This window comes from Draconibacterium halophilum, from assembly GCF_010448835.1.
GTDB lineage: Bacteria > Bacteroidota > Bacteroidia > Bacteroidales > Prolixibacteraceae > Draconibacterium > Draconibacterium halophilum.
The window spans coordinates 265,541-284,320 of the sequence record NZ_CP048409.1; the positions used below are offsets into that span (position 1 = coordinate 265,541).

Consider the following 18,780-nt stretch of genomic DNA (forward strand, 5'->3'; position numbering starts at 1 on the left):
CGAAGTCTCTGTAACAAATTGATCTATTGCCTACTAAAACAAGTTAAGAGAGATTTTAACAAACAATAAATTCATAAACTAATAACATGTAAAATGAGGATTATTCGTAAAAACCTTAAAGTAGTCTTGTTTTTATTTGCTATGCTAAGCGTTAGTCTTGGTTATGCGCAGGTAAAAACAGTTACAGGTACTGTTAGCGATGCCGGTAGTGGCGAGCCTTTACCTGGTGTTACCATTGTAGTTAAAGGAACTACACAAGGAACAATTACTGATTTTGACGGAAATTACAGCATTGATGTTGAGGAAGCACAAACAATTGTGTTTTCATACATTGGCTATAATGAACAAGAAGTAACAATTGGAGCCTCAAACCAAGTAAATGTTCAGTTGGAACAATCGATGGAAAACCTCGATGAGGTTGTTGTAATCGGTTATGGTCAGGTAAAAAAAGAAGATGCTACCGGTTCGGTATCGGCAGTAAGTTCTGAAGACTTTAACCAGGGAGCAATTACTTCTCCACAAGAGTTGGTAACCGGTAAAATTGCCGGTGTACAAATTACCAATAGCGGTGGTGCTCCGGGAGAAGGTTCTACAATTCGTATCCGCGGGGTTCTTCACTATCAGCAAGTAACGACCCATTAATTGTAATCGATGGTGTTCCTATTTCAAGCGAAGGAGTTTCCGGAATGCGGAACCCGCTGAATATGATTCACCCAAGCGATATTGAAACCATGACGGTTTTAAAAGATGCATCGGCAACTGCTATTTACGGTTCGCGCGCGTCAAACGGTGTTATTTTAATAACCACTAAAAAAGGCCGCAAAGGTGCCGGTTTAAAACTGAGCTACAACGGCTTTAGTTCGTACAGCACACCATCCGGAAAGGTTGATATTCTGTCAACGGACGATTTCAGACAAACAATTATCGACCAAAACGGAGCAGGCTCTAACGCAGCCAGCCTTATGGGTGGTTCTGATACCGACTGGCAAGATGTTGTTTTTGATCCGGCAGTTAGCCACGACCACAATTTTAGTGTTACCGGTAATATTAAAGATATTCCATTCCGTGCTTCGGTTGGTTATTCCGACCAAAACGGTATTCTGAAAAAATCGAGCATGGAACGCTGGACCGGAACGGTTGGTTTTAACCCCAGCTTTTTCGATGATCATTTAAAAATGAACCTGAATTTTAAAGGAATGTTGATCGACAACGATTTCTCAAATCAGGGCGCCATTGGAACAGCAGTAAGTTTCGATCCAACTCAATCGATTTATGTGAACAGCAACCGTTACGGTGGTTATTTCACGTGGTTGCAACCAAACGGAAATCCAAATACGCTGGCACCAACCAACCCGCTCGCAATGATTATGATGCACGACGACACTTCTACTGCAAAAAGAGCGGTTACCAACGCACAATTCGATTATAATTTCCACTTTCTGCCCGAATTAAAAGCTACACTAAACCTGGGTTACGAGTATACCGACTCGGAAGGAACAACCATCGACGACGACGATGCTCCGTGGACAATTGGTAACGGTGGCGGTTATTACGGAGAGTACTCACAGGAAAAGAAAAATAAATTGCTTGATTTTTACCTCACTTACGACAAAGAACTTGAGTCGATTGAAAGCAACATTAGCCTTATGGGTGGTTACTCGTGGCAACATTTTTGGAGCGAAAACTACAACTTCGCCAGAAGTGGAATTACCAACGAAACAATCGATCCTCAAAACTGGGATCCAACAGAATATTACCTGGTATCGTTCTTCGGTCGTATGAACTATTCATTTAAAAACCGCTATTTACTAACGTTAACTGTTCGTCAGGACGGAACTTCACGATTCTCACCTGATACTCGCTGGGGACTTTTCCCATCGGCAGCTTTTGCATGGCGAATTAAACAAGAAGAGTTTTTGAAAAACAGCACTGTAGTTTCTGATCTTAAATTACGTTTGGGTTACGGTATTACCGGTCAACAAAACATTGGTAGTGGCGATTACCCCTATTTAGCGCGCTATACTTACAGTCAGGAAAATGCCCGTTACCAGTTTGGCGATCAGTATTACACTACAATTCGCCCTGAAGGTTACGACTCTGAAATTAAGTGGGAAGAAACCACTACCTATAACATTGGTTTAGATTATGGTTTTATGGATGACCGTATCACCGGTACACTCGATGTGTACAAACGCGTTACCGACGACTTGCTGAACTTTATTCCTGTTCCGGCTGGTACCAACCTAACTAATATGTTGCTAACTAACGTTGGCGACCTTGAAAACCGAGGTGTTGAGTTCTCAATTCTGGGACGTATCATTTCGAAACAAGACCTTTCGTGGGAAGTTGGTTTTAACGCCACTTACAACGAAAACGAAATTACCAAACTTACTGCAACACAAATGTCTCTGGAAGACTATCCGGGTGTAGAAACAGGAGGTATATCCGGTGCTGTTGGTAACAACATTCAAATCCACTCGGTAGGTTATCCTTCTAACTCGTTCTATGTATACGAACAGGTGTACGACGAAAGCGGAAAACCAATTCAAGGACTTTATGTTGACAGAAATGATGACGGACAAATTACCAGCGAAGACAAGTACCGTTACGAAAAATCGGCTCCGGACTGGTTTATGGGCTTCAACTCTAAACTATACTATAAAAACTGGGACTTCGGATTTTCCGGACGTGTCAGTCTGGGCAACTATGTTTACAACAATGTTTGGTCATCAAGCGGTTCGTTAAATAACTTGTACTGGTCGTCGAATTATCTGTTAAATGTAAACCAAAATGCACTTACAACAGGATTCGAAAATCCTGAATATTTTTCTGATTACTACGTTAAAAATGCGTCGTTCCTGCGTTTAGATAATATTTCGCTGGGACACACATTTAAAAATCTGAATGACGACAAAATGAGCCTTCGTTTATACGGTTCGGTTCAAAACGTATTTGTAGTTTCAGATTACGAAGGTCTTGATCCAGAGGTTGGTAATGGAATTGACAACAACATTTATCCACGTCCACGCGTGTTTATGATGGGCTTAAGCATTGATTATTAATCTCTAAAAAATGATAACCATGATAATAAAGAAATTTAAATATATAAGCATCATCGTACTTGCAGCAATGTTTGCAATTACGTCATGTACCAACGATTTGGACACCGTGCCGATCGATGAAGATGTGGTTACCTCGGAAAGCGTTTACGAAAATCCGGCGAACTACATCAATGTTCTTTCAAAACTTTATGCAGGTTTGGCAGTTAGTGGCCAGCAAGGACCAAGCGGAAACAACGACCTTAGTGGTTTGGATGAAGGTTTCGGTCAGTACCTGCGTGCCTACTGGTATGCACAGGAACTTCCAACCGATGAAGCAGTTATTGGATGGAACGATGCAACTCTGAGAGACTTCCACGATATAGACTGGTCGGCCGACGACGGTTTTATTACCAACCTGTATTACCGAATTTTTTACCAGGTATCGTTGTGTAACGAGTTTATTCGCGAAACAACTGCCGACAAACTGGACGGACGTGGAATTGACGGTTCTATCCGTACTGATATTGAATTGTATCGCGCAGAGGCTCGTTTTCTGCGTGCATTAAGTTACTACCACGCTGTTGACTTATTTGGCAGTGTACCTTTTGTTACTGAAGAAGACAATGTTGGCGCATTCTTCCCGGAACAAATTTCAAGAACTGAACTGTTTAGCTATGTTGAGTCGGAATTATTGGCTGTTGAAAGCGAACTTGCGGCAGCAGGAAGTGCAGAATACGGAAGAGCCGACCAGGCAACTGTTTGGATGGTTTTGGCAAAAATGTACCTTAATGCTGAAGTTTATACCGGAACAGCAAGATACAGCGATGCACTCGACTACTCAGAAAAAGTAATTAATGCAGGCTATTCTATTGATCCTGATTATACACACATGTTCCTTGCCGATAACCACACATCAAACGAAACAATATTCCCGATCATTCAGGATGGAACCAACATTCGTACCTGGGGTGGAACAACTTTCCTTGTTCATGCTCCTGTTGGCGGAACGATGGATCCTGCCGCATTTGGAATCGATGGTGGATGGAGTGGTTTAAGAACTACAAAGGAGTTTGTTGGAAAATTCTTAGATCTTGAAACTTTGGCACCAAAATTAAAAAGTGCAAATGCAACAGCTGATTATCCGGTAATTTATGTTCCGGGTGGTTACCAGGTTGCAGCAGGTTATAGCGAAGGCGACTGGTCGCCAGATGTAGCTCCAACACTTGGCTCGATTAATTCGGATGATAACTACGAAGGCTACATATATTTTGCCGATGCAGCAGAATTTAAATTCACTGCCGGACCAAACTGGGATCTAAACTGGGGAGACGACGGTGCTGATGGTTCATTGGAACCAAACGGTGCAAACCTTTCGGTTGCTGAGGCTGGTTACTACAAAATTAACGTAAATACAGTCGACCTGACTTACTCAATAATGAAAACCGACTGGGGAATTATTGGATCGGCAACTGCCGGTGGTTGGGATTCGGACCAAAACATGGAATTTGATGCCGAAACCAAAACATGGAATGCAGAGATAGATTTGGCAGCAGGTGAAATTAAATTCCGTGCCAACGATGGTTGGGATCTGAACTATGGTGATGACGATGTCGATGGTATTTTAGAAGCCGGAGCAAGCAATATTGCAATCGCAGAAGGTGGTAGCTACAAAATTTCCATGAAACTGGAATCACCGGATTATACTTACACCGTTGAGAAATTCAGTTCTGATGGTCGTGCCTTATTCTTCACCGACGGGCAAAACCTGGAAATCAACAATTTGTTTGAATTTACAGATGGTTATGCAATTACAAAATGGCGTAACATCACTTCAACAGGCGAAACCGGATCAGACTTAACACATCCTGATACTGATTTCCCAATGTTCCGTTTGGCTGATGCTTACCTGATGTATGCCGAGGCAGTTGTACGCGGCGGTGGCGGAAGTATGAGCACTGCGCTGTCGTATGTCAACGAACTACGCGAAAGAGCTTATGGCGACGACTATGGTAACATGACTGAAGCCGACCTTACGCTTGACTTTATTTTAGATGAACGTGCACGTGAATTGTACTGGGAAGGACACCGCAGAACCGATTTGATTCGATTTGGCAAATTCACCGGCTCAGATTACGTTTGGGCATGGAAAGGTGCTGAAAAAGATGGTATTGGTGTTGATGAAAAATACAAGCTGTTCCCGCTTCCTTCTTCAGATGTGAGTGCCAATCCAAATCTTACTCAAACAACAGGATATTAATCACTTGCAAAAATTAATGAACATGAAAAAGATAAATTATATATTAAGTATTCTGGCTGTTTTGCTGGTGTTTGTTTCTTGCGAAGAAGAAACTTTCGACCCGGTAGTTGGCGTATATACTCCGCCAACACTTGAAGACGTATCGGGCACTTATGTTTTTACAGAAGACATGAGCGATGATGTATTCAAAACATTTAGCTGGACCGATGCCGATTTTGGTTTTCAATCGGCAACTACCTATACTGTGCAGCTTGATTTTGCTGGCAATGAATTTGCAGAAGCAGTTGACCTGCTAAATACCTCTGGCCTGTCAGCAAGTATTACTGTTGGTGAATTAAACCAAAAGTTACTTGCCAAAGGAGCCAAAACCAACGTTCCTTCAGATTTTGAAGTACGCGTTACCGCCTCGGTGAACGACAATGTTCAAACCCTGGCTTCAAATGCTCCGGTATTGAATATTCATCCGTTCGAGGTAGTAATTAGCTACCCATCGTTGTATCTTCCTGGTAGTTACCAGGCGGCCAGCGGATATGGTTCCGACTGGAGTCCTGATCAGGCGCAGCAGATATACTCAGTTGCACAGGATGAAAAATATGAAGGCTACGTAAATATGTCCGGAGATGATATTCAGTTTAAATTTACTGATGAACCTAACTGGGATCTAAACTGGGGTGATACTGACGCCGACGGTACTTTAGATGATGGCGGCGACAACATTGTTATTCCTGAAGCAGGTTATTACCGCATTAATGCTGATATCAATGCACTTACCTATTCTGTAATGAAAACAGATTGGGGATTGATTGGCGATGCAACACCCGACGGATGGGATGCCGACCAGAATATGACTTACAGTACCGAAACCAAAACGTGGTCGATTACACTCGATCTGGTTGCTGGTACAGTTAAATTCCGTGCAAACGATGATTGGGCATTGGATTACGGAGACACCGGATTCGATGGAAGCCTAGATCAAGGTGGCGACAATATTCCAATTGACGAAGCCGGAAACTATACAATTGTTCTTAATCTTGAAGTGGCAGGATACGCCTACGAGATTATTAAAAATTAGATCTTAACAAGATAAGGAATGGGTTGCCGGTCGAATGAGACAGGTAGCCCTTTCCTTTTTTAAAACGCAGAAAACATGTTTCAGAAATTATCTTTTGCCTTCCTTTTAAGTGTGCTTATTTATAGTACACAAGCACAGGTAATTACTACCAGTCCCGAACTTCCGGTAGCCTCGCAAGCCGTTACAATAACTTTTAACTCGGCCGAATCAACCGGTTTGGGTTACTATACAGGCGATTTATATGCGCACACCGGAGTAACAATTGAGGAGGACCGATGGCAATATGTAATTGAATCCTGGGGAGACAACACGACTCAACCACAGCTAAATTATCTGGGCGATGGTATTTACGAACTGGAAATCACTCCAGACATAAACAGCTTTTACAGTGTTGATGCAGGAGATAAAGTAACCGAACTCTGTCTTGTTTTTCGTTCGGCAGATGCAACCAGTCAAACTACCGACCTTTTTGTAACTGTTTTTGAAGACGGACTGGTGGTAAATATTACCGAACCTTCCGGCTCTTCTATTCTTGAGATGAACCAGGAAGCAACTTTTTCTGCACAAGCATCAGTAGAAGCCAATTTAAAGCTAAGCCTCAACGAAACAATATTAACCGAAACTACAGGCACCGAAATTACAACTACCCACACCTTTACCGAGGGCGGAAACTACTGGCTGATTGCCGAAGCCACGGCCGAAGGCGAAACCATTTTCGATTCGCTGAATATTTTTGTAGGCAGCGAAGTGGTTAACGAACCACTTCCTACCGGATACAAAAAAGGAATCAACTACATCGACGATAATACTGCAGCTTTGGTACTTTGGGCACCACTAAAAGAATTTGTATATGTACAGGGCGATTTCAACAACTGGCAACTTTCTGATGAATACCTGATGAAAAAAGACGGCGATTATTTCTGGCTCGAATTAACAGGTTTGGAGGCCGGAACAGAATATGCCTACCAATACCTCATCGATGGGAATATCAGAATTGCAGACCCATACACCGAAAAAATATTAGACCCCTGGAACGACAGCTACATTGACGAAGCAACCTACCCCAATTTAAAAGCTTATCCTGAAGGGAAAACCGAAGGAATTGTTTCAGTTTTGCAAACCGCCCAAACGGAATATAACTGGAAAGTTGAAAACTTCGATGTTCCTGAAAAAGAAAAACTGGTTATTTACGAGTTACTTGTTCGTGATTTTATGACCGAGCACACCTACCAGGCAGTTATCGACCAATTGGATTACCTGGAAGATTTGCGCATAAATGTGCTGGAACTAATGCCCGTTAACGAGTTTGAAGGAAACAGCAGCTGGGGATATAATCCGTCGTTTTACTTTGCACCCGACAAATATTATGGCCCAAAAGAGAAGCTAAAAGAATTGATTGACGAATGCCACCAGCGCGGAATTGCTGTGGTAATCGACATGGTTTTAAACCACAGTTACGGGCAAAGTCCGTTTGTGCAAATGTACATGGACAACTGGACGGTTACTGCCGATAATCCATGGTACAACCAGCAAAGTAATTTCCAGAATACAGCAGCACAATGGGGTTACGATTTTAACCACGAAAGCACTGCCACACGCGAGTTGGTGGACAGTGTATCGGCGTTTTGGATGAACGAATACAAAGTAGACGGTTTCCGTTTTGATTTTACAAAAGGATTCTCGAATACAACTTACGGACCATCAAGCTGGGGCAGCGATTACGATCCAGACCGCATTGCCAACCTTAAACGTATAAGCAACGAAATTTGGACACGTAACCCGGATGCACTGGTAATTTTTGAGCACCTTTCCGATAACTCGGAAGAAACAGAGCTGGCCAACCACGGCATTTTGCTTTGGGGAAATATGCACGGTAGTTACTTAAATGCAGCTGCCGGCCAAACAAGCAGTTCCGATATTAGCTGGGCACTTTACACCGAAAGAGGTTGGGATCAGCCGAACCTGGTTTCGTATCCTGAAAGCCACGACGAAGAGCGTATTATGTACACCATAAAAAATACAGGCTTGTCGACCGACGATTACAACATCAGAAACCAAACGACTGCGCTGCAACGAATTGAAATGAATGCGTTGTTTCATATTCTACTTCCCGGACCAAAAATGATATGGCAATTTGGCGAGCGCGGTTACGACCTGTCGATAAACCGTTGCACCGACGGATCGATTAGCAACGACTGCCGCCTCTCGGAAAAACCTCCGTATTGGCAGTACCTGAACAATACCGACCGTACCGATCTGTTCCAGGTTTTTGCCAAACTAAACGAGCTAAAACAAACCTACAATGAGTTCTCACCCGAAACGTTTACACACAATCTTTCGGGTGCCACAAAATGGTTTGTTTCAAGCCATACCGGTAATCACGCGGTTGCGCTCGGCAACTTTGGCATCACCGAAAGCGATGTTACCATAGATTTCCCCGAAACAGGAAAATACTACGAGTTTTTTAGCGGTGATTCTATTGAAGTAACAAGCACAAATCAAACATTTAGTTTTGCTCCTGGCGAATACCGCCTTTATTCAACACAACAGTTTGAAGAGCCGAGCATTGTAACCGATATCAACGAAATAGAAAACAGTACTGATAATTTGCAAGTTTATCCTAATCCGGTTTCAAGTAAACTAACTGTAGCTTCGGATAAAACCATTTCTGCCATTCAGGTGTATTCAATTTCCGGAACTTTGCAATATCAAAGAACCGACTTACGCAAAAACAAGGTTGAAATTGATGTGTACGATTATACTCCGGGTGTTTATTTAATTCGTGTTGTACAAGATGGAAACAGCACCACTCAAAAGGTTTTGGTAAAATAAATGTAAGAAATAATACTATGAATAGGCCGGGGTAATACCCGGCTTTTTTGTTCCACTTCAATCCTCAGTTGTTTTTCAAAAAAATGCCAATTATCGCATGCGATAGAGGGTATTTTCGCGTCAATCTATTGCCTTTGGCAGTTATCGGAGGGCATTTTTGTGAAAATCCATTGCCTTTCAGGTGCGATAACATACATTTTCGGAAGCAATTTTTTGATTGCCAAAGGGCCTGCGGGTTACTTATTAGCTGTTTCCTCGCGGTTACGGTTAAAAAGGTCGAGATCGTAGCTGAACATGATTTCGTGTGTACCGCTGTTAAAGGCACTTAATTCTGAAATTGTAATATCATATGAATAACCGATGGTCATTCGTGGCGAAGGTTTAAATTGAGTAAGCAAGCCGTAAGCATCACCAAAACGATACATGCCACCCACATAGAATTTATCTCTGAAACCACCCATTATAGTCATATCTACCGAAACTGGAGCACCACTAACCCAGCGAACCATTCCGTTTGTTTTTAACTGAAAATCTTCGCTGACAACAAACCGATGACCTGCAATAAAGTAGAGGTGCATGAGTTGTTTATTGATATAATCGACGGTAACATCTTCGTGTGTAATTGTATTCTCAATAAGCTTTGGCACCGACAACCCAAAATAGGTATCTTCTGAAAATAAAAACATTCCCACACCCACATTAGGCAGAAAGTTTTCGTAAATGTCGCGACTAAATATTGGGTCGGAATCAACCGTCTCCAATGCAACAAGATTGGCACGGTAAAAACTTACCCCACCTTTTAGTCCAAGTCCCAGTTTAAATTTTTCCGAAACCCTTAGGAAGTACGAATAATCGGCATAAAATCCTGTTTGTTTAAGCGGCCCGATTCTATCCGACATCAGCGAAAAACCAACACCCACATTTTTATCCTCAGCGCCAATATTATAGGTAAACGAGCGCGTTGCCGGAGCTCCATCAAACTCCACCCACTGACTGCGTGCTACCATTAAAACATTACCAACATTATTCGAACCGGCATACCCCGGATTTATTATCTGCATGTTATCCATATACTGGGTGTACATGGGATCTTGCTGGGCACAGGCGTCTTTCCCTTGTAGAAAAACCACAACGGTAAGAATGAAAAATGCTGCTATTTTTTTAATTGTTTTCCCCATTTATCTGTCGATATATACCGAGCCGGCAATTGCTTGTTCTCCGTTTCCTAAATCCAAAACATAAAAATAAGTTCCTGATGGCAGATCGTTATTGCCACCACCCTGATTAGATTTACCATCCCAAAACTGCGGAGTGGTAGAAATACCATATCCCTGCGCTTTGTATACAGTTTTTCCCCAACGGTTTATAATCGTTATTGAGTTCTGTTCAAACAGGTCGATTCCCTTAATTTCAAAATAATCGTTTACATTATCGCCATTTGGTGTAAAAGCCTCGGGAATAAAGAAATCGGCAGCCGTTATATACACATAAACATTGGCGTTGTCGCACTTTTCGTAGTAATTACAAATGCTGTATTGAAACACATCGCCACCCAAAAAGCCATAGTTTGGTGTGTAAGTTACCGTTCCGTCGCCATTATTATCAACCATTCCATTTTCGGGATATTGCAAAACCTGTAACGACATTGGATCGAGCTCTCCCTGCGGATCTTCATCGTTGTCAAGCAGATCGATCGTTACTGCGGTTTGATAATCGGTAGTATCGTAATCATCATTGGCAATTGGTGCCGAAATAAAACGACTAACCAAAACTGAGTCGGTTGAGCTACAACTATAACCATCGGTAACAGTTAAGTAGTATGTTCCCGGACTGCTTATTTCAGGCGTTGCTGTTTGCTCACCACTAACAAACGCCCCATTTTCTGTTGTCCAATTATATTGAAGCTGCTCCCCAAAACTTGCCATTCCGTTCAAAAGGGCAATCGATTCATTTTCAAGCATAAAATCTTCGCCGGCATTGGCTTCCAAATCCGCTACACTAATTGTTACCGTATCGCTAGCTGTAACCCCAAAGGCAAGCTAACTGTTAACACATAAGTGCGTGTTTCTTCCGGCGTAAACACCGGGTTTGCAATTGTTGGGTCGTTTAATCCTGTTGCCGGCTCCCATAAGTATGTAAATGTATCTGCAATTGGAAACACATCGGTAAAAACGTAAGGTTCGCAAGCTCCAACAGTTGTGTCTGGTCCGGCATAAATAGAAATTTTTGGTGGTTCAATAACTGTTGTGTCAGGATTGAACACTTCAACCATCGTTTCAATTGTATCGGCCAAACAGCTATTTTCATCGGTTGCCCAGGCGTTAAGAGAATATACTCCAATTGCTCCATCCCAGCGAATGGTAGCTGCTTCTGAGTTTATGGCGCTCACGTCGGTAGTTGTTCCTAAAGGTGGATCGACAAACCAATGATAAGTGGCATTACCCAGAATCTCATTTGTAAACTGAACTTCGTATTGTCCAGCATTATCTTGATAAACCGAGTCATCGACGTAAACAAACTCCAGCATTGGAATTGCGTCAATGGTTCGGCTGTGTGTATTGCTACCGGAAAGAACAGGAATATCATATCCCTGCTGATCTCGTGAAGCAACCAACTGAACTGTTACTAACGACTCCTGAGCCGGATCTGCAGTAAACCATGCCTCATCAATACTCAAAATCTGTTGTGTATAACTTACCAACTGCGAATGAATTGTTCCGTTAACAGAAAAATTTACATTTATCGGAAAATCTGCCTCATCCAAAGCAACTCCTCCATCGCCAAGCGTTTGAATTGGCAGGTCGAATCCATTTCCGGAAAAGCTGTAACATGCGGTACTTTGAGACGAGTTGAATACAATACCACGGTTATTGGCATTTACCCGAACCGCTATAGCTTTTCGGTTGATACAGCCTGTAATATCGGTTTCTACAACATCGAGGTAGTACAAACCTGCTTGGTTCCAGCGAACGCTGATCTCATTGGAATTAGCTGAAGAAATAAAAGTATAATCATTTGCAACGGCCTCAGTGTCGGGATTAAAACTGGTCAACACTTTCCAGGAATAATCACTCCCGGGATGATCGTCGACAAAATAATTTTGCTCGGCACCCTCAAAAACGACATAGTTCTGCTGGGCTGCCCCATTTAGGGCAGCCAGCAGGATTGTTATCATTATGAAAAATGCCTTTGCTTTCAATTAGTTGGGGTTAGTTTGTTCCTATGCCAGTTGTATGTGGTCTTGACACAAAAGTATTATCGTTATAAGCAGATGAAGCACCATTATCAGAAATTCCATTGCTTGTTTTACCACTAGAAATTGTCGCGGTTGCAGTAAAATCAGCGGCAGTTCCATCAGCATCAGTAACATTAGTAAACGTTGTTTGATTGTCAATAACGTAGGTTACTATTACCTCATTATTATCTTCAACTGATACATTACCACTATTGTCAATTGTGGCATTTGAAGAAACACTTACATCTGAATCATCAAGAGTACCGGAGTATGAGTTGAAATCAATACCAATGCTGAAATCGTAACCATTATATGAAGAACTTAATCCTGAAGGAGCAACACTAAATGAGATTGTTGCACTACCATGATCGTAGTTAATTACACCTGCATCTGTCCCATCAATTGAAGCAGTTACTGCTCCGTTGTAGCATGCATTTTCACTTCCTGAAATTGTAAGATAGAATGGATTTGCGATTATTTGAACTGGCAACACTTTTTCGTTTGAACAAAGTGTATTATCATCAGTTTCAATAACATGAACATAATACCAATCATTTTCCTGAACTGTTGTTGCCCATGTAATATCCGTGGTGTCCAATGTACTTGCAGAAATTGTTACATCGTTAGTAATGTTCGCAGAATCTAAAGATCCTTTAGTAACATACCAACTAACCGAGGTATTCGGATTATCGGCAATAAAATAACTGTGAGTTGCACCCGGAGCAGGATTTTCTCCTGAACTTTGAGCAAAAACACCCGAACTAAATGCGGTAACTAAAACTGCGGCTAAAAGAAAGACTAGTTTTTTCATAGTGATAAATTTTTATTGTGTGATTTTTAATTTTTTAATCTGTTGCTATATCTGTGGTATTGGGTATTTTATAAATAGTACTGGGAACTGCCGACCAGCCTCCTGTACTTGAAGCAGGAGTATTGTAATCTAATTCTTTCGCAGCTGTAATTTCTATATTAGATACTACGTCCTCAAACGAATACCCTTTAACTTCAACTGCAATTGAAGTTGTGCCACCTCCTATATCGGCAATAGTATATGAACTTCCTCCTAAATCATTTAAGGTTCCTGATGCTCCTGTTGCCAATTCAACGGAGGGAATTCTTGCATTTCCACTGCCAATTGACACATTAAAAGTTACCTGCCAATTTGGATTCCATGAAGTAGCCCCTTTTTCCATTACAAATGGAATGGTTACTACCGATGTTGCACTGTCGCCAGGACTAACTGAACCTGAATTATTATTACAGGCATCTGTTAGTGTGCCAATATTTACATCGAAAGCATTATTAATTGGATTAACAGAAAGTTGCTTCACTGTAGAACAGCTTGCTGGCGCAGGTGTGGTTTCAGTAAATGACAATGTAAAACTCTTACCTACAGCGGAGCTGTTCCAGGTAATACTAATAGAATCCCCATCCAACGCGGTGTTAATAGTATAATCGGAGGCAGTTCCCCCTGAAATCTCCCAAAGCAAATCGTTGGATTGATCTCCCGGATTTACTTTGTATTCATGCGTTGAGCCAGCCATCGGACTTGCTCCGCCCTGTGCCATTGCAGCTACACTGATAATCAGAAGTACTGCGGTAGCGATTAAATAAGTTAATGTCTTTTTCATCTTTTTGTTTGTTTATCTTTTTATTCTTCTAATCTGGTATTATTTCGCCAGTGGCTGGTAGTGGATTTACTATCATTGTAATTGTATTAGAAGTAGCCGGATTATTGCTAACACCACTCAGATTGCTCGTCATAACACAGCTAATCTCTTGGGCATTGTTTAATGATGAGATTACAAAAGTTGCCGAATTGACTCCTGAAACATTTTCACTATCAATTTGCCATTGAAAAGAAGGAGAAGAACCTCCGTTGAGTGGCGTAGCAGTAAAAGTAACTTCCTCGCCCTGACATATTGTAGTGTTTGAAACAGTAATACTCACACTGGCTATAGTATTTGCTTCTGCAATGGTTATAGAAACCGGATAGGCAATACTTTCGCACTCAACAGGAGTAAATATTTTTACAGCTAATACGCCATTATAGGTTCCAGTTGCAATTCCCTCGCCTCCATTAGGAATATATACAGCTAGAGAATGTGCAGTTAATGCATAATCAATTTGGTCACTAAATCCTGCGGCTTCTGCACTTGCATCAAAATCAATAGTATAGTTGGTCGGATTTCCTGTTGTTGAAGAATAAGGAATAGATGCAGTGCCTATTTCTGTTTCAATTTCAGGCATTACACCTAGTGTAATCGTTGGGGGTTGTTTAACTGTTACTGTAACCGACATACAATTGGCCGATTCGCATCCTGTTAAAGGATTATAAGCGCGAGCAAAGTATGTTGTTGTTGTATCGGGCCCCACGCTTAACTGGCTACCTGTTCCAACCAAAACTCCCGAACTACAATTACCGACATACCAATTTATATTATGAGTTGCACTTGCTCCTATGTTGGCTGTACCGCCCAGGCAAATAATACCACCATCATTATTCCATGCCGAATAAATGGATGGAAGTGAACCGACAACTACTTTCGCACGATGAGAATCAAAAGTCTCACCCCCATTTGTTATTTTCACAAAATACTCTCCGGGCTGATCAGTTGTAAAAGTGTAGCCCGTTTCTCCAGAAATATTAACTCCACTCGAATCACACCATTGATATGTAGTTCCGACCTCTTGGTAAAGTGCTGATATAACTGCTGCATCTCCTTGGCAAAGCTCTGAATACACTGGAGTTACTCCCTTATTTCCATCACCCGAAACAAACAGATCGTAGATCCCGGTGCTATCATTTTCATTGTCTTCTAATGAAATAATATCGCCATAATTACAATTTGTATCACCGGGAGGATCATAACTAGAAGTATTGCCGCAATTAAAATCATCGCTATTGTCTGATACAGTACCTAAAATATAAAATGCAGCCGATGGCGCAACCTCCACGTCTACTTTGCCACTACCTGAAGGAGCATCCAAATTTCCTCCAACAATGAGATGAGCCCCAATACTCAGATTTACTTTATTCTTAACTATTAAATTGCCATATATTATGCAAACAGCATTTGTCTTGATAGTCAAAACTGCATCATTTTTCAATTCTAAGGTTCCGGTAATTATTAAAGTGTCGTTCTCTGCAACAACCAAAGTTTTGTTTGTCGCAATAATAGTATCTCCCTCAACTACAGTCTTTGACTGAGCAGAAGACCCAAAACATTGAAGAAGGAAAAATATAAACAGGAGAAATATCAGCGCTGATCGATATCCAGTACCTAAAAGGTCTAAGATATTCATCCTCACAGTATGGACATGGGGAATAGTCAATATGTCCTTAAAACACACTCTTAGCACAATTCTTTTACTCCTATTTTCTATCTTTTTTCAACCCTTGCTAATCCCCGCACATGAGAATAACAACCTCGTCGGCTAATCAGTAAAATGTTAGGTTTCCCTTTGTGGACTTTTTACATAAACCACCAACATGTTTTTCAAATTATTGAAACAATATTTACCAACACATATCAATCGTTCCAAATATAACAATTACAACTTGTTACCTATTAGCCGCCAAAAATAAAGAATTAACATTAAGGTGTGAATCTAACTACCCCCATTTTAGGGCTTTGTTTCATTTTGGGACAAGAATTCACATGGAATTGTTTTTATAAATACAAATTGAACCAAAAAAAAGGTCGTTATAAACACAATTGCTTATAACGACCTTCGATAAAATCACTTTTTTAAAACTTTATTCCGACATATTTTGTCCCTGAGACTTTAGTTTTTCGATATCGTTGACATTAAAATCGCCAAAGAATGACACAACAAAACAGTTGCCTTCCGAATTTTCACTGGTGATAAAAACATGACACTCGGAATATTTCTTCTTTCCTCCCAGTAAATAAATCTCCGCATCCGAATCGTCGTCATCATCGCTTTCGTATTTTTTATATTTGCCGGGAAGAATAGCTATAGCTTTTTTAGTAAACTCGCTATTTTTTAAGCTCCCCTTTTCAGGATTGTACGACATAAACCGAACCCGATGCAAATCGCCGGTAACGTTTTGCTCATCATCATTATCGCCAAGATCGATATCAATGGCATCAATCATATCTCTTGAGAAGGAAAAACTTGTTACGCCATCTTTACTGGCAAAGGTATCGTACATTTTGTCCGACTTGCTTTGTCCTGAAGCCAGTAATCCGGCCAATAAAAGCCCTAAGGCAAAAAGTAATGTTGTAATTGTTTTCATTGCTTGTTATTTTTTAGACTCTAAGACACAATTTTTTTTCTGAAACTTTTCTTCATGCCTCTAAGTCTTTGTGTTTTATTTACTTGCTTTCTCTGTCAGGCCTTCTGGTTTCATTTCCCAGTATTTACCCAGCATGTCACCATCCCAGGTATTCGATGTATTTTCAATATCGTGAATGATTTCATCCATATCGTTGCCAAGAAATATGGCTTTTCCTTCGGGTACTTTCACTTTAATATCCACTTCCTGGCCTCTCCATTTTGAATCATCGCCAATAAAAAAGTAGGGATCAAAATAAAGGGTAGAGTCCGATCTTTCAAAAGTATAAACCATTTCCTCGCACCACTCTTTGGCATCTTCACGGGTTTTTCCTCTTGATGAACTTCGAACAGTAACAACAAAATCATCACCCGACGACCGCACAACATCCAGTTTCGGATAACCAACTACTATTTCACGTCCATCAATCATCGCTACTTTAAACCCTTCAACATCCCAGTCAATTTCTGCATAATCATCCAGTTTATCGTCGGCTAAATGTAAATACAAGGTTTGACACGAGTCGCACGAAATGCTTTCGCTTTTTGTTATGGATGAGCTTTGTTTATAGTTTCCAACCTGCCCAACAGATACGATCAACAGGGCAAAGAGCGATACTAACCAAACACCGGCCATCGACAGGGCCACTGCTGCATTGTTCGATTTATACCTAAAAACCAACTTTGTACCAATATAAATAAGCGCAAGCAGCGGGATACCCAGAATCAACCCAACCAATATCAATCCCCAGGTAACCGTACCGGGCTCAACAAAGTGGTTCAACATATTAGGCACATGAATTTCGGGACCCCAAAGCAGCGGCATTCCATCGACAAACGACTGGCCAATAATCATTGAAGAAACCAATCCAAGTATGCCGAAAAAACCGGAAATGACAAGAAACACTCCAAACACAATTACAAATACTTTCAGAATCACCTTGAAAATATTATAAACCACATCGCCGGCCCCCTCCATCGATCGCTTTCCTTTCGAATAGGTATCCGATTCTTTAAATTTCTTGTAACTCTCTTTTACTTCCTTTACTTCATCTTTTATCGATTTCTCGATATTCTTCACAGTAGCTTCCTGCCCTCGCATTTCAAGACGCTGAGCGGTACTAACTGCTTTTGGAACTGCAATCCACAAAATCAGATATGCTAAACCTGCCGCACCTGACGTTACAAAAAAGAGGATCACAAGAATTATCCGCAAGATTACCGGATCCATATTAAAATAGGCACCCAAACCTCCGCAAATTCCTCCTAACACACGATGATCGGGATCGCGGTACAACCGGCGTTTGCGCTTGGCTTCCGATGCTATAGAAACATCTTCTTCCTCACCTTCTTCCTCGGCAAAATCTTCCGGCGTTCCCATTATTTCAACCATGTCGTTTACCCACTCAACGGTGATAACCTTTTTCTCTTCCGCACTTTTCGAGCTGAAAATCTCGGCAATACGTGCCTCAATATCAGCAATAATCTCTTTTCCTTCTTCGTCAATCCCGAAATGGTTTTTCAGATTGATCAGATATCTTTGCAGCACCTCATAGGCATCCTCTTCAATGTGAAATATTGTGCCGCTTATATTTATTGTGAATGTCTTTTTCATCTTGTTTTTTGTTTGAATTTATTAGGATGGTCTAAGCTTTATTCTCTCTGATTTTCGCTACAGCACTAACCAATTCGCCCCACGAGCCTTCAAGTTCAATTAAAAAGGTCTGCCCGGTTTCGGTAAGCTCATAATACTTACGAGGTGGCCCTTGTGTTGATTCTTCCCAGCGGTAAGCCAGCAACCCTGCGTTTTTCAGTCGGGTTAACAATGGATACAGGGTTCCCTCTACCACTATCATTTTTGCTTCTTTCAACGATTGAATAATATCGCTGGCATAAAGTGGTTTTCCGTTGAGAACGAGCAGGATACAGTATTCCAGTACTCCCTTTCTCATTTGTGCTTTTGTGTTTTCTATCTTCATTTTATGTCCCTTTCTATCTGTTAGTTCTCTACATTCCTCACTGTTGGTATTTTCAACCTACC

General features: G+C 41.3%; 14 protein-coding genes. 5 read left to right on the forward strand and 9 right to left on the reverse strand.

What is annotated here, in order from left to right; genetic code table 11:
• The first annotated feature begins 93 nt into the window (after positions 1 to 93).
• The 5 genes from G0Q07_RS20945 to G0Q07_RS00880 all read left to right on the forward strand — a co-directional run bounded on the left by G0Q07_RS20945 (position 94) and on the right by G0Q07_RS00880 (position 9,202).
• Positions 94 to 642, forward strand: a complete 549-nt coding sequence (locus G0Q07_RS20945) for a carboxypeptidase-like regulatory domain-containing protein (protein WP_203532637.1) — start codon at positions 94 to 96, stop codon at positions 640 to 642.
• A 20-nt stretch (positions 643 to 662) separates the two neighbouring features.
• Positions 663 to 3,062 carry a SusC/RagA family TonB-linked outer membrane protein gene (locus G0Q07_RS00865; RefSeq protein ID WP_262888001.1) on the forward strand — a complete coding sequence of 800 codons (2,400 nt, stop codon included), beginning with the start codon at positions 663 to 665 and terminating at the stop codon, positions 3,060 to 3,062.
• A gap of 19 nt (positions 3,063 to 3,081) precedes the next feature.
• Positions 3,082 to 5,298 (forward strand): RagB/SusD family nutrient uptake outer membrane protein, encoded by a 2,217-nt coding sequence (locus G0Q07_RS20145; protein WP_203532639.1) that lies wholly within the window; start codon positions 3,082 to 3,084, stop codon positions 5,296 to 5,298.
• 22 nt (positions 5,299 to 5,320) lie between these two features.
• Positions 5,321 to 6,370, forward strand: a complete 1,050-nt coding sequence (locus G0Q07_RS00875; RefSeq protein WP_163344303.1) for a SusE domain-containing protein — start codon at positions 5,321 to 5,323, stop codon at positions 6,368 to 6,370.
• A gap of 75 nt (positions 6,371 to 6,445) precedes the next feature.
• Entirely contained in the window at positions 6,446 to 9,202 is a 2,757-nt protein-coding gene (locus tag G0Q07_RS00880; protein WP_163344304.1) for an alpha-amylase family glycosyl hydrolase, read from the forward strand.
• Positions 9,203 to 9,438: 236 nt separating this feature from the next.
• Here G0Q07_RS00880 and G0Q07_RS00885 read toward each other — a convergent pair whose 3' ends face one another.
• The 9 genes from G0Q07_RS00885 to G0Q07_RS00925 all read right to left on the reverse strand — a co-directional run bounded on the left by G0Q07_RS00885 (position 9,439) and on the right by G0Q07_RS00925 (position 18,718).
• On the reverse strand, positions 9,439 to 10,380 hold the full coding sequence (locus G0Q07_RS00885; protein ID WP_163344305.1) for a PorP/SprF family type IX secretion system membrane protein: 942 nt from the start codon (positions 10,378 to 10,380) through the stop codon (positions 9,439 to 9,441).
• Complete coding sequence (locus G0Q07_RS00890) at positions 10,381 to 11,190, reverse strand: T9SS type B sorting domain-containing protein (RefSeq protein WP_163344306.1); 810 nt, start codon at positions 11,188 to 11,190, stop codon at positions 10,381 to 10,383.
• A gap of 17 nt (positions 11,191 to 11,207) precedes the next feature.
• Entirely contained in the window at positions 11,208 to 12,377 is a 1,170-nt protein-coding gene (locus tag G0Q07_RS00895) for a hypothetical protein (RefSeq protein WP_163344307.1), read from the reverse strand.
• A gap of 34 nt (positions 12,378 to 12,411) precedes the next feature.
• The gene (locus G0Q07_RS00900; protein WP_163344308.1) at positions 12,412 to 13,248 is read right to left on the reverse strand and encodes a hypothetical protein; all 837 of its coding nucleotides are present in this window, start codon (positions 13,246 to 13,248) and stop codon (positions 12,412 to 12,414) included.
• A gap of 34 nt (positions 13,249 to 13,282) precedes the next feature.
• Positions 13,283 to 14,068 carry a hypothetical protein gene (locus tag G0Q07_RS00905; RefSeq protein ID WP_163344309.1) on the reverse strand — a complete coding sequence of 262 codons (786 nt, stop codon included), beginning with the start codon at positions 14,066 to 14,068 and terminating at the stop codon, positions 13,283 to 13,285.
• Between the two features lie 28 nt (positions 14,069 to 14,096).
• Complete coding sequence (locus tag G0Q07_RS00910) at positions 14,097 to 15,743, reverse strand: immunoglobulin domain-containing protein (RefSeq protein WP_163344310.1); 1,647 nt, start codon at positions 15,741 to 15,743, stop codon at positions 14,097 to 14,099.
• Positions 15,744 to 16,197: 454 nt separating this feature from the next.
• Positions 16,198 to 16,701: a DUF4252 domain-containing protein gene (locus G0Q07_RS00915; RefSeq protein ID WP_163344311.1), complete on the reverse strand. Its 504-nt coding sequence runs from the start codon at positions 16,699 to 16,701 to the stop codon at positions 16,198 to 16,200.
• A 75-nt stretch (positions 16,702 to 16,776) separates the two neighbouring features.
• On the reverse strand, positions 16,777 to 18,354 hold the full coding sequence (locus G0Q07_RS00920; RefSeq protein WP_163344312.1) for a PspC domain-containing protein: 1,578 nt from the start codon (positions 18,352 to 18,354) through the stop codon (positions 16,777 to 16,779).
• A 31-nt stretch (positions 18,355 to 18,385) separates the two neighbouring features.
• Positions 18,386 to 18,718, reverse strand: coding sequence for a PadR family transcriptional regulator (locus tag G0Q07_RS00925; RefSeq protein WP_163344313.1), 333 nt, complete (start codon positions 18,716 to 18,718; stop codon positions 18,386 to 18,388).
• Between the last annotated feature and the right edge of the window lie 62 nt (positions 18,719 to 18,780).